The following is a 12,445-nucleotide window of genomic DNA, read 5'->3' on the forward strand; positions in this document are numbered from 1 at the left end:
CTCCCATTCCCGTCCCATTTCCCTTGATCGGTGAGAAACCCCTGATCAACGCGGGGTTGCCGGATGGTGGCGCGCGCCACGGGGGGCCGTTTTGGAGGTACAGGGGACCGTGCGCTACTGTTAACGAGCCGACGCGGGGTGGAGCAGCTCGGTAGCTCGCTGGGCTCATAACCCAGAGGTCGCAGGTTCAAATCCTGTCCCCGCTACGAGAACGTTAAGGCCCCTTTCCGGGATCACGGAAGGGGGCCTTAATCGTTTGTGGCGCCGCTTCGGCGTAAAGATCCATGCCGTGCCCGCTTGCTCGACGCGAGCAACAGCGCGCATCTGATCTGGGACCAGGTCGCCGAGACCGACTCGTTCGCCGCGCACAACGCGCAGCGCTTCTATGACACGCGCGCCCTGCGGTCGTTCTGAACGCCCGCCGGTCTTCGTGCGGGCACACCACTGTGGATACGCACCGTAACGGCCTTCCGATCTGGACGTTTTCTCCGATGGATACATCATTCGTATACGAGGGGGAAGCCGAATGGCCGGCACTGAGGCCGATGGCGCCGAATACCGAGCGGCACGGCGCCGCATGAACCAGTTCCGCTGGAGCGCGATGGGGCTGGCAGCCGCGGGCGCCGCCGGTCTCGTGTTCGCGAGCGGCATCGCGAGCGCCGATCCGGCACCGCCGCGTGTGGTCGGGGGCAACCCCAACACGTGTGCTGCGGCTGGGCTCGGCGGCACCATCCTGCTGAGCAGCTCGATGCCGAGCGAGACCGCCAGCAGCGGCACCGTGAGCGGCAACGGCCTACTCCTCGACGTCACGATCAACTCCGGCTTCACTGCCAGCGGCATCGTTGTGAAGGGCGGGCCCCGGGCGAACGCGTACAACGGTCCGTTCACCGGCCCGGTGACCATCGAGGACCTGAGGGCGCCGACGAACCCGGGCGGCCAGCAACCGCAGATCAGCCATTGGTTCGTCTGTGGCGGGCAGTCGCCCAAGACGACGCCGCCCGCGACGCCGACCTCCAAACCGCCCACCACGCGCCCGACCACGGCACCCACCACGAGGCCGCCGACCACGCCGCCGATGACGCCTCCGACCACGGCGCCGGTGACCACGCCGCCCACCACGGCACCGCCGACGGTTGTACCGACCACGCCGCCGTCGACCGGTGGCGACCTGCCGACCACGGGTACCCGCGCCGGCCTGTTCATCGGTAGCGCGGTCGCGCTGCTCGCGGCTGGCGTCCTGCTCGTCGCCTTCGTCCGCCGCCGCCGGTTCGTCGCCTGACGCACCTGGTAACCGCTGATCCCGAGGGCCGGCGCCGCACGCGGCGCCGGCCCTCGGCCATACCGATTTCGCCATAGCACGTCGCTGACCCGTAACGATGCGGCAGGCGTCGCGAATGACCCTTGCACCGGTTGGCTGCGCAGAGTATCCACGCATGCAAAGGCGTGTATTGGGGGACTCATGCGAAGCGTGCTCGCCGTTGCCGTCGTCGTCGCAGGATTGATCATCCCGGGGAGCGCAGCGAGCGCCGCGCCATCCACTCCGGCGTCCCCGGCGGGCCTCGCCGCCGAGACCCACGAATCCAAGGACAAGGACAATCGCGCTGGTCGGGTCGCACCCACCGTCCAGCAGCGAGGCCTCGCCAGCGGCGCGCGCTTCAACGCCCTGGGTACGCCCAGCGCCCTCGGCCCGGCACGCCAGCCGCTCGCGACCGGACTGCCCGCCGACCCGGTGGCCGCCGCTCGCGAATACCTCGTGCGAAACCAGAGCCTCTTCGGGCTCGACGAGTCGGCCGTCGCCGGCCTCGACGTGCTGCTCGTCCAGAAGATCGGACCGGGCGCCGTGGTCACGCTGAGGCAGCGCTTCGGTGACCTGCCCGCCGGGTACGACGGTCTGGCGTCGATCCTGGTGAACGGTGGCACCGTGGTGCGAGTGACCTCGTCGCTGTCCCGCGACACCGGAGCCCCTGAGCCGCCGACGCTCGACGCGGCCGACGCCCTCCAGGTTGCCCGCGACGACGTGGGGCTCGCCGCGGAGCAGGTGGCGTCGAGTGCGGTGCGGCTCGTGGCGGTGCCGACGCCGCTCGACGGACCACGCGCGGCGTACGCCGTCACGCTCAACGGCCGCGCTGCCGCCGACCCGACCGCCGTCGCCACATACGTGGACGCCCGCACCGGCAAGGTCCTGGTGCGCGAAGACCTCGTCGACTTCGACTCCGACAATCCAATGTGGGCGGTGTTCCCGAGCACCCCACCGAGTACCATCCCGCCGAACCGCGACCCGCGCGTGCTGTGGTGCCTCGCCCCGGCGCCCCGCTGCGCGCGTACCGCCAGCGACCCGGCCACCGGCCAGGCGTGGGACGTCCTTTCCGGCGCGCCGACCTTCACCTCGCGGGGCAACTCGGCGGACACCGTGCTCTTCCTCGGCGGCAGCACGACCGCGGTGCCCGCCACGCCCAGCGCCACCCGCGACTACATCTACCCGTTCACCGACCAGTGGCGGCAGGCGCGCTGCAACCCGTCCGTGTACACATCGGCCCGGCGCAACGACGCCGATGCCGCCGTCACGAACCTCTTCGCCATGCACAACCGGATGCACGACTGGGCGTTCCACCTGGGCTTCACCGAGTCGGCGTGGAACCTCCAGACGGTCAACGTGACCGGCGAGGGCCTGGGCGGCGACGCCGAGCTGGGCAGGGCGCAGGCCAACGCGCTGGGCGGCAGCCGCAACAACGCCAACCAGAACACGCCGCGCGACGGCCTCATCCCGGTGACGAACATGTTCCTGTGGCAGCCCGTCGCCGGCGGCGTCTACCCGCCATGTGTCGATGGCGACTACGACATGACCGTGATCGCGCACGAGTACGGCCACGCGATCTCCAACCGCATGATCGCCGGGCCGGACGCCGGCATCGGCTCGGCGCAGGGCGGCGCGATGGGCGAGTCGTGGAGCGACCTGCTCGCCGCCGAGTACCTGTACGAGTACGGGTACCGGGCGGCCGGCGACAGCCCGTTCGTGATCGGCGCCTACGTCACCGGCAACAACGCCAACGGCATCCGCAACTACGACTCCAGCAAGAGCCCGCTCAACTACTCGGACGTCGGGTACGACCTGGTCGGGCAGCAGGTGCACGCCGACGGCGAGATCTGGAGCGCGACGAACATCCGGCTCCGCGCGGCTTTCCTCGCCCGGTACGGCAACGGCACGCTGTCGCTGCAGGCCCGGTGCGCCGACGGCCTGGTGCAGGCCGACGCGTGCCCCGGCAACCGGCGCTGGGCGCAGCTGCTCTTCGACTCGTTCCTGCTCCAGGGCGGCAGCCAGTTCAGCATGCTGGACATGCGCGACAACATGCTGGCCGCCGACCTGGTCCGCTTCGGCGGGGAGAACCAGCAGCTCATGTGGGACGTGTTCGCCGAGTCCGGGATGGGCCAGGACGCCACGAGCGGCCCGAACGACGCCGACCCGGTGCCCAGCTTCGCATCCCCGTACGCCCGGAACGCCACCGTCACGCTGCGCGCGGTCGGCGACTCCGAGGGCGCCCCGATCAAGCTGTACGTGGGTGGGTACGAGGCCCGCGTCACGCCGGTCGCCGACACCGACCCGGAGACCGACCTGCCGGACACGTTCGAGATCGTGCCCGGCAAGCAGTTCCAGCTCGTGGCGGCCGGTCCCGGCTTCGGGCACCGCAAGTTCACGACGCTCTTCCTGCCCGGTCGCGCCCAGGAGCTCAAGCTCAACCTGCCGCGCAACCTCGCCTCCGGCACATCCGGCGCTTCCGCGTCGGGACCGGGGCTCAACGTGGACAAACTGATCGACGACACCGAGGGCACCAACTGGGCGTCCCGCGACGGTGTCGCCGGCCGCAGCCTGACCGTCGACCTGGCCGGCGAGGGCCGCCATCTGATCAACACGGTCAACGTCAGCGCTCTGCTGCGTCCCGCGATCGAAGGCGACGTCGACGACGGCCCGCAGAACAGGTACACCGCGCTGCGCTCGTTCGCGGTATGGGCCTGCGACGCCACCGTTGCCGACTGCGCCGCCGACACGAGCTGGCGCCGCGCGTACCGCAGCGAGTCGAACGCGTTCCCGGCCGGCGCCTTCCGGCCCACCGCACCCACGCTGAGCCTGCGCACGTTCCGGTTCGCGCCGACCAAGGCCACGCACCTGCGGCTGGAGGTGCTGGCAAGCCAGTGCACCGGCGGTCCGCTGTACGCCGGGGAGCAGGACGACGACCCGGCGGCCGCGACCGACTGCGCGACGGCCAGCGCGTTCGCGCCGCAGGTCCGCATCTCAGAGTTCCAGGCATTCACCCGATAGGGGGACGCTCACCCAATCGCCCTGCCCGGTGTGGTGTTAGCCACACCGGGCAGCAGCCCAAACCGGAATCCGGGTCGTTCGCCGTCGTTGGTCGCCACGGCTCCTAGCGGGATCCGAAAGGTGACCCGGGACGGGAATCCGGGTCGTTCGCCGTCGTTGGTCGCCACGGCTCCTAGCGGGATCCGAAGGTGACCCGGACCTGGTTGCGGGGACCGGGCACCATGGGGGTATGTCGTCATTGAATCGCTGGTGGGCGCGGCTGGCTGCGGCGCTGACCGCCGCCGTGGCCGCTGTGCTGGTGCCGGCGGCGGCCTGGGCCGCCACCAACGAGACCGTACTGGAAGCGGCGCGCCGACGTCCGCGTAGCGGCGGCTTTGGGCTATTCGCGGGCCTGTGCTGCCTGATCGTGGTGGCGATCGTGGTCATCGGCCTGTTGGTGGTGGTACGCGGCCGCAACCGTCGCCGCTGACGCTCGCTGAGCCGCGGTCAGGACAGGCCGCGGTGCTTCCAGCGCAAACGGAACGGCATGACCGCGCTCTCGATCTTCGTGCGCGTGGTCATCTTGGACGCGCCGACCGTGCGCTCCTCGAAGCGGATCGGCACCTCGATGATCGTGTGGCCGAGCCGGGTGGCCAGGTAGTGCATCTCGACCTGGAAGCTGTAGCCGTTTGACTGAACCCGGTCGAGGCCGATAGCGCGCAGCGTGTCGGCCCGCCACACCTTGAAGCCAGCCGTCAGGTCGCGGATGCGCACGTTGAGCAGCGTGTGGACATAGAAGTTGGCCCAGCCGCTCAACGCCCGCCGGTACAGCGGCCAGTTTTCGTCGAGCTGGCCGCCGGGCACATACCGGGAGCCGATCACGGCACCTGCCCGGGTGGACAGGAGCGTGCCGAGCAGGCCGGGCAGCGCCTCGGGCGGATGGGACAGGTCGGCGTCCATCTGCGCGACGAACTCGGCGCCGCCGTCGAGCGCCCGGGTCATCCCGTCGACGTACGCCCGGCCGAGGCCCTCCTTGCCGGCCCGATGCACCGCGATCACCCGATCGGGGTGGCGGGCGGCCAGCTTGTCTGCGACCTCGCCGGTGCCGTCGGGGGAGTTGTCGTCGGCGATGAGGATTCGCAGCCCGGGCAGCGGCAGCGCGAGAAGCCGCTCGACCAGTCGTGGCACGTTGCCGACCTCGTTGTAGGTCGGCACGACGACGGTCAGGGCGGAGTCGCGCCAAGGGGCGGGCAGCTCGACGGGCTGTGCCAGCGGTTGGGGACCTGTCACCGCGCTAGGGTATCGCTGCCGGCCGTCAGCCGTCTGTAACGCTGGGCCACAGGCGCCTCTAGCAGCGCATAAGGAGTGACGTGGAGCTGTTGCACTCGGGCAAGGTCCGTGATGTGTACACCGACGGTGACGACCTGATCCTGGTCGCCTCCGACCGGGTGTCGGTGTACGACATGGTGCTGCCGACGCCGATCCCCGACAAGGGCAAGGTGCTGACGAGGCTGTCGCTCTGGTGGTTCGACCAGCTCGCCGACCTGGTGCCGCACCACGTGATCTCGGCGACCGACGTGCCCGACGAGTTCGCGGGGCGGGCGATCCGGTGCCGGCGGCTGCGGATGGTGCCAGTGGAGTGCATCGCCAGGGGCTACCTGACCGGCCTGGGGCTGAAGGAGTACGAGAAGTCCGGGTCGGTGTCCGGTATCCGGTTGCCTGACGGCCTGGTGGAGGCCGACCGGCTGCCCGAGCCGGTCTTCACCCCGACGACGAAGGCGCCGGTGGGCGAGCACGACGAGTTCATCACGTACGACGACGTGGTGGCCGAGGTCGGTGCCGACACGGCCGCTGAGCTGCGACGGATCACCCTGGAGGTGTACCGCCGAGGTGCCCGGATCGCGGCCGAGCGCGGGATCGTGATCGCGGACACGAAAATCGAGCTGGGGTGGGCGCCGGACGGCACTCTGGTCCTGGCCGACGAGGTGCTCACGCCGGACTCGTCACGCTTCTGGCCCGCGGACTCGTGGGTGCCCGGCCGGGTGCAGTTCTCGTTCGACAAGCAGTACCTGCGGGACTGGGCGACGGGCAAGGGCTGGGACAAGCAGCCGCCCGCTCCGGAGCTCCCGGACGAGGTGGTGGCGGTGACCCGCGCCCGGTACATCGAGGTCTTCGAGCGGCTGACCGGCGAAACCTGGTAGCACCCCGAACCCGTACGATTTGGGCGTGCGTGACATCGCGGTGTTCAGCGGAAGTGCCCACCCTGACCTGGCGGAAGAGATCTGCGCCCACCTCGGCGTGCCGCTGCACCCGGTACGGGTGTCCCGGTTCGCGAACGACTGCCTGGAAGTACAGCTCGAAGCGAACTGCCGAGAGCGTGACGTCTACCTGATCCAGCCGCTCGTGCCACCGGTACAGGAGCACCTGGTCGAGCTGCTGCTCATGCTGGACGCCGCACGGGGCGCCTCAGCGGGCCGGATCACGGTGGTCATGCCCCACTACTCGTATGCCCGGTCGGACAAGAAGGACGCGCCGCGCATCTCGATCGGTGGCCGGCTGGTCGCCGACCTGCTGAAGACCGCCGGCGCCGACCGGGTGCTGGCGTTGACCCTGCATTCGCCACAGGTGCACGGGTTCTTCAGCATGCCGGTCGACAACCTGCACGCGCTGCGCGAGTTGGCGGCGTACTTCCGGCAGTACGACCTGAGTGAGACCGTCGTGGTCTCACCCGACCTGGGCAACGCCAAGGAGGCGGCGGCGTTCGCCCGGATGCTCGGCACGCCGGTCGCGGCGGGTGCCAAGCAGCGGTTCAGCGACGACCGGGTGCAGATCAGCGCGGTGATCGGTGACGTGGCCGACCGCGACGTGATCGTGCTCGACGACGAGATCGCCAAGGGCAGCACGGTGATCGAGCTGATGGACCACCTGCGCGACCTGAAGGCGCGTTCGATCCGGCTGGCCTGTACACACGGGCTCTTCGCCGCCGGGGCGCTGGGCCGGCTCAGCGAGCCCGACGACGTACTGGAGATCGTCTGCACCAACACGGTGCCGATCCCGGCCGAGAAGCGGGTGTCGAAGCTGCGGGTCCTCTCCGTGGCGCCGGCGCTGGCCGAGGCGATGCGCCGCATCCACAACGGCGAGTCAGTGAGCGCCCTCTTCGGCTAGCGCCGCGCTGATCCGCACCGTCGTGCCGCCCGGACCCGTGCGTACCTCCATGCGGTCGCTGAGCTGGCGGGCCAGCCACAGCCCCCAGCCGCCAGCGGTGTCGAGGCGGGGGCGGTCGTGGTTGCCGAGCCGGGCGTCGTCGATGCCGGCGCCCTCGTCGGAGATCTCGCAGACGACGTCGCGGTTGGCGCGCCACAGCCGGATGCGGCCCCTACCGCCACCGTGCCGGACCGCGTTGGTGATCAGCTCGTTGACCGCGAGGACGAAGTCTTCGAGGCGCTGACCAGCCAGTCCGGCGGCACTTGCGCAGGACGTGACGGCATGGCGCAGCCGGGTGACCTGGCTGCGATCGAAGGTCTGAGCGAGCAGCGCGGCAGTCTCGATGAACAACACCGTACGCGGTCGGGGGTTGCAGAGCACGCCGTGGGCACCAGGTGGGGGTTGCAGGGGCTTATCGTCTAGGCGTGCCGGATGCCCTTCAGGTGCCGCTGTGGCGAGCCATCGCGGTGTTCCGGTTTGCGTCGATGGCGTTCGTGCTGGTCTCGATCATCCGCAACGTCCGCGACTACACGCACCCGGTCGCGGCGGTGCCCGCGGTGGCGATACTCGTGCTCTGGAGCGCCGCGGCGGCGTACCTCTACGCGAGGCCGGCGTGGCGGCGCTGGCCGTTGCTGCTCGCGGATCTGCTGGTCGCGCTGGCTCTGCTGCTTGCCACGCCGTGGGTCGTCGGGCGCGCGGCGCTCGACGCCGGCGCGCCCACACTGGCTGTGGCCTGGCAGGCCGGCCCGGTGCTGACCTGGGCGGTCTCCGGCGGCCGGCGGCGCGGCGCGGTGGCCGCGCTGATCCTGGGCGCGGCCGACCTGATCGTCCGCGACAAGCTCACCCAGTCGTCGATCACCGGCCTGATGCTGATGCTGCTCGCCGGCGTGGCGGTGGGGCATGTGGCGCGGCTCACGGTGGAGTCCGAGCAGCGGCTGCAGCGCGCGGCCGAGCTGGAGGCGGCTGGCCGGGAACGCGAACGGCTGGCTCGCGGCATCCACGACTCGGTGCTTCAGGTTCTCGCTATGGTGCAGCGGCGTGGCGCGCATCTGGACGGGGAGGCCGGCGAGCTGGCCCGGCTCGCCGGGGAGCAGGAGGCCGCGCTGCGCGCCCTGATCGCGACATCCATTCCGCCGGCCCCCGGGCCGGCGGCGCCCGGACCGCCCGCCCACCTGCCCGACCACGGCCCGACGAAGTCGGTGCGCGGCGCGAGGGAAGGCGGCGCCTTCTGGGCCCGGAGGCCAGCGAAGCGAGCGCCGACCAGCTCGGCGCTGGCCGGTCCGGACGTCGACCTGCGTACGGTGCTCGACCGGTACGCCTCGCCGGAGGTGTCGATCGCCGCGCCGGCCACGCCGGTGCTGCTGCCGGACCGGGTGGCGACCGAAATCGGCGCGGCCGTTGGGGCGGCGCTCGACAACGTCGTCCGGCACTGCGCCGGCGGGGCACGCGCCTGGGTGCTGCTGGAAGACGAGCCCAGCGGGGTGGTCGTCTCTGTGCGTGACGACGGCCCGGGCATCGCCGAGGGGCGGCTCGCCGAGGCGGCGGGCCAGGGGCGGCTCGGCGTGGCGCAGTCGATCCGCGGCCGGATCGCCGACCTCGGCGGCACGGTGGAGATCGTCTCCGCCCCCGGCCAGGGCACCGAAGTCGAGCTGAGGGTGCCTAGAGTGGCCGCATGACTGTGCTGGTTGGCGCTCGCCTGCGCTTGGTGGCGGCTGCGGGAGGCGGCGCATGACCAGGGTCATGGTGGTCGACGATCATCCGATGTGGCGGGAGGGCGTCGCGCGCGACCTGACCGAGGCCGGCTTCGATGTGGTGGCTACCACCGGTGAGGGCCGGCAGGCGGTGCGCATCGCCGGCGCTGCCCGTCCCGACGTGGTGGTGCTCGACCTCCAACTGCCCGACATCTCCGGCGTCGAGGTGATCAGCGGGCTGCTCGTGGCCGTGCCGGGTGTACGGGTGCTCATGCTGTCGGCGAGCGGTGAGCAGCAGACCGTGCTCGACGCGGTCAAGGCGGGCGCCACCGGTTACCTGGTCAAGTCGGCCAGTTCGCAGGAGTTCCTGGAGGCGGTGCGGCGCACAGCGGCTGGCGACGCGGTCTTCACGCCGGGCCTCGCGGGCCTCGTGCTGGGTGAGTACCGCCGGCTGGCCACGGCTCCGGACCAGCCAGACGATGACGGCGCGCCCAAGCTGACCGACCGCGAGACCGAGGTGTTGCGTCTCGTCGCCAAGGGCCTGTCGTACAGGCAGATCGCGGAGCGGCTCGGCCTGTCGCACCGCACCGTGCAGAACCACGTGCAGAACACGCTGGGCAAGCTGCAACTGCACAACCGCGTGGAGCTGACCCGGTACGCGATCGAGCGCGGTCTCGACGACGCCTGATCACGGAGCCCGGGTCTCGTGGATGGCCCGCTCCTCGGCGCTCGCACCCCCGGCGTCCGCGCCCACGTCGTGCGCCACCGACTCAGGCTCCTCGTCGGTGTGCGCGCCTTCGTCGTCTGCGACCAGTCGGCCAACCGGCTCGCGTTCCGGGATGTCGTACATGGAGACTGCGGAACCGGTATTCGGGTCGATCGGCGCCTCGGCGAAGATTTCCGCGTCCCGTGAAGCCTGCCGGGCGGCCTCCTCGCCCACCGCCTCGTCGGCGATCAGCGGGTCGGCGGGCGCGGCCAGCGGGTCGTCGGCCGGCGGCTCCAGCGCCTCCCTGGCGAGCTTGGCATCGAGCGACTCGCCCTGCCGCTGCTCCTCGGCCGTGGTTCCGAAACGGTCGATGGCCAGCGGTTGGTCGGAGGGCAGCGAGGCCGGATCGGGGCCGTCCGCCGCGCGTACCGACTCCAGGCTCTCACTCGCCGAGGAGTCGTCGTCAGCTGTCTCAGGGAGCCCTTCGCTCTCCGGATCGGACACCGGCGTCGGGAAGTCGTCGTCACGCATGCCCGCGTTGTACCCCGCGCGCCAAGCGCCAACCCGGTTTCCATGAATCAACCGCCGCGCTCGGGGCGCCGACGTATGGTCGCCGGAAGGGGACCGTCAGCGAGCGCCGAGGAGCGCTATGACGAGGGCATCAACGCGGCCGAGCGAAGACCTTGCCCGGATCGACACCGTCGCGGTGGCGTATGCGGACCGGGTCGCCGGCCTGGAGAAAACCGACGCCGTCCGGCGTGCCGAGCGTGACCGTCTGGTCACTGCGGCCATGCCGTTCGCGGGGCGGCTCGCGCGCCGCTACCGCGGGCGGGGTGAGCCGCTCGAAGACCTGGAACAGGTCGCGCGGCTCGGCTTGCTGAAGGCGGTGAACGGGTATGACCCCGCGCGCGGGTCGTTCACCGGATACGCGGCGATCACGATCACCGGCGAACTGCGCCGGCACTTCCGTGACCGCACGTGGGGGGTACACGTGCCACGGCGGATGCAAGAGATGAGCCTGGAGGTGAGCCGGACGGTCGGCGAGCTGACCCGGGAGCTGTCCCGGTCGCCGACGATCGCCGAGATCGCCCACCGCACGGGCGTCGGCGAAGACCAGGTGCTGATCGCGCTGGAGACGGCGACCGCGTACGCGCCGGTGTCGCTGCAGGCGCCGACGCCGGGCGACTCGGGCACGCCGCTGGTCGACCTGATCGGCGGGCCCGACGGTGACCTCAGCGCTGTCGACGACCGGGTGACGGTCAGCTCACTGCTGTGCCGGCTGCCGGCCCGCGAGCGCCAGCTCCTGGCGATGCGCTTCTACGGCAACCGCACGCAGAGCGAGATCGCGGCCGAGCTGGGCATCTCCCAGATGCACGTCTCCCGCCTGCTGTCCCGTGCGCTCACCTGGCTGCGCGAGGCGATGCTGAGTGACGCGCCGCACGAGTGGCAGGCCAGCGCCGTCCCGTCCGACCGGCACGAACTGGCCATCCGGGCGGTGCCGCGGGGCGCGGTCGTGGTCGTGGAGGTGGCGGGCGAGGTCGACCGCGACACGGCGCCACGCCTGCGCGACGCGCTGCTGTCGGCTATGCAAGGGCGGCCGGACGAGGTACGCGTGGACCTCGGTGGGGTGGCGTTCGTCGACGCGGCGGGCATCGGGGCGTTGCTCTGCGGGCTGGATGCGGCCCGTGGCGCCGGTATCCGGCTGACGGTGGGGGGCACCAGGCAGTACGTCAGGCAGGCCCTGCGGGTGGCTGGCCTGGGCGCGTTCCTAGCGCCGTGACAGCGTGTCGTGTGGCTCCAAGGCGCTGGACTCGAGCGGCTCGTCCTCGGTGGTGAGCACCGCCCAGACCGCCTTGCCGTCGGCCAGCTGCGCGCTGCCCCAGCGGCTGGCCACCCTGTCGATCAGCAGCAGGCCACGCCCACCGTACGAGGTCGGCGGCACCATCCCGGCGAATTGGGGCTCCGCCCGCGAGTAGTCGCGCACCGAGATCAGCATGTCGCTGCCGCGATGCGCGACGCTGACCGTCATCGGCGTCCGGGCGTGCGCCACCACGTTGTTGACCATCTCGGTGACCACGATGCAGGCCGAGCCAGCCAGCTCCGGTCGTTCCCACCGGGCACAGGCCTCGGTAACCAACTCGCGGGCCCGCCGCGCCGCGCCCACCGCCGGCTCCATTTCGGCGACCAGCCGGTTGTCGGGCTCCGGTGCTCCCAGGCGCGCCAGCGCGTCCTGCCGGGTCGGCGCGATCGCCACGCCCGAGCCGCGCCAGGTCGCCACGTCGCGGGGCGGCGGCTCGCAGAAGATCAGCCGTGCCACCGGCCACCCGGCTGCCTGCTCGGCCACCACGGTGAAGATCGACAGCGCTGCGGGATCGGCCACCGTGAGGCGGGAGACGTCGACCACGACAGCCTCGGGCTGGTCGGCGAGACACCCCAGGAGCGCGTCGCGGGCCGCCGGCATGGAGTGGCCGTCGAGCGTCCCGACCAGGCACGCAACCGGGTACGGCTCCCGGCTCACCACCTGGCAACGGACGTCGGTCGGCATGATCG

At 71.3% G+C, this 12,445-nt stretch carries 12 protein-coding genes and 1 tRNA gene; 9 read left to right on the forward strand and 4 right to left on the reverse strand.

The window, feature by feature from the left end; translation table 11 throughout:
- Nucleotides 1–132 precede the first annotated feature (132 nt).
- The 4 genes from V6V89_RS03545 to V6V89_RS03560 all read left to right on the forward strand — a co-directional run bounded on the left by V6V89_RS03545 (nucleotide 133) and on the right by V6V89_RS03560 (nucleotide 4,784).
- Nucleotides 133–206: transfer RNA gene (locus V6V89_RS03545), tRNA-Met, on the forward strand.
- 320 nt (nucleotides 207–526) lie between these two features.
- Nucleotides 527–1,279 (forward strand): hypothetical protein, encoded by a 753-nt coding sequence (locus V6V89_RS03550; RefSeq protein WP_334617459.1) that lies wholly within the window; start codon nucleotides 527–529, stop codon nucleotides 1,277–1,279.
- Nucleotides 1,280–1,459: 180 nt separating this feature from the next.
- Nucleotides 1,460–4,315: a M36 family metallopeptidase gene (locus V6V89_RS03555; RefSeq protein ID WP_334617460.1), complete on the forward strand. Its 2,856-nt coding sequence runs from the start codon at nucleotides 1,460–1,462 to the stop codon at nucleotides 4,313–4,315.
- Nucleotides 4,316–4,544: 229 nt separating this feature from the next.
- Complete coding sequence (locus V6V89_RS03560) at nucleotides 4,545–4,784, forward strand: hypothetical protein (RefSeq protein ID WP_334617461.1); 240 nt, start codon at nucleotides 4,545–4,547, stop codon at nucleotides 4,782–4,784.
- A 17-nt stretch (nucleotides 4,785–4,801) separates the two neighbouring features.
- Here the strand turns inward: V6V89_RS03560 and V6V89_RS03565 are convergent, their stop codons facing one another.
- Entirely contained in the window at nucleotides 4,802–5,566 is a 765-nt protein-coding gene (locus tag V6V89_RS03565; RefSeq protein ID WP_334617603.1) for a polyprenol monophosphomannose synthase, read from the reverse strand.
- Between the two features lie 98 nt (nucleotides 5,567–5,664).
- Here V6V89_RS03565 and V6V89_RS03570 point away from each other — a divergent pair, with 98 nt between their 5' ends.
- Nucleotides 5,665–6,495: a phosphoribosylaminoimidazolesuccinocarboxamide synthase gene (locus V6V89_RS03570; protein WP_334617462.1), complete on the forward strand. Its 831-nt coding sequence runs from the start codon at nucleotides 5,665–5,667 to the stop codon at nucleotides 6,493–6,495.
- Between the two features lie 25 nt (nucleotides 6,496–6,520).
- Nucleotides 6,521–7,459, forward strand: a complete 939-nt coding sequence (locus V6V89_RS03575; protein WP_334617463.1) for a ribose-phosphate diphosphokinase — start codon at nucleotides 6,521–6,523, stop codon at nucleotides 7,457–7,459.
- Here V6V89_RS03575 and V6V89_RS03580 read toward each other — a convergent pair.
- A complete protein-coding gene (locus V6V89_RS03580; protein WP_334617464.1) occupies nucleotides 7,436–7,849 on the reverse strand; it encodes an ATP-binding protein in 414 nt (137 codons plus the stop codon). The genes V6V89_RS03575 and V6V89_RS03580 overlap by 24 nt on opposite strands.
- A 74-nt stretch (nucleotides 7,850–7,923) precedes the next feature.
- Here V6V89_RS03580 and macS point away from each other — a divergent pair, with 74 nt between their 5' ends.
- Together macS and V6V89_RS03590 are read left to right on the forward strand one after the other, a co-directional pair.
- Nucleotides 7,924–9,174 (forward strand): MacS family sensor histidine kinase, encoded by a 1,251-nt coding sequence (macS, locus tag V6V89_RS03585; RefSeq protein ID WP_334617465.1) that lies wholly within the window; start codon nucleotides 7,924–7,926, stop codon nucleotides 9,172–9,174.
- 52 nt (nucleotides 9,175–9,226) lie between these two features.
- Entirely contained in the window at nucleotides 9,227–9,877 is a 651-nt protein-coding gene (locus V6V89_RS03590; RefSeq protein WP_334617466.1) for a response regulator transcription factor, read from the forward strand.
- On the opposite strand, the gene V6V89_RS03595 is transcribed toward V6V89_RS03590, so the two are convergent.
- Nucleotides 9,878–10,426, reverse strand: a complete 549-nt coding sequence (locus tag V6V89_RS03595) for a DUF5709 domain-containing protein (RefSeq protein WP_334617467.1) — start codon at nucleotides 10,424–10,426, stop codon at nucleotides 9,878–9,880.
- A gap of 118 nt (nucleotides 10,427–10,544) precedes the next feature.
- Between V6V89_RS03595 and V6V89_RS03600 the strand changes: the two genes are divergently transcribed.
- Nucleotides 10,545–11,675 (forward strand): SigB/SigF/SigG family RNA polymerase sigma factor, encoded by a 1,131-nt coding sequence (locus V6V89_RS03600; RefSeq protein ID WP_334617468.1) that lies wholly within the window; start codon nucleotides 10,545–10,547, stop codon nucleotides 11,673–11,675.
- On the opposite strand, the gene V6V89_RS03605 is transcribed toward V6V89_RS03600, so the two are convergent.
- Entirely contained in the window at nucleotides 11,664–12,440 is a 777-nt protein-coding gene (locus V6V89_RS03605) for an ATP-binding protein (RefSeq protein WP_334617469.1), read from the reverse strand. The genes V6V89_RS03600 and V6V89_RS03605 overlap by 12 nt on opposite strands.
- Nucleotides 12,441–12,445: the final 5 nt, after the last annotated feature.

Source organism: Micromonospora sp. CPCC 206061, assembly GCF_036906915.1.
Taxonomy (GTDB): Bacteria; Actinomycetota; Actinomycetes; order Mycobacteriales; family Micromonosporaceae; genus Phytohabitans.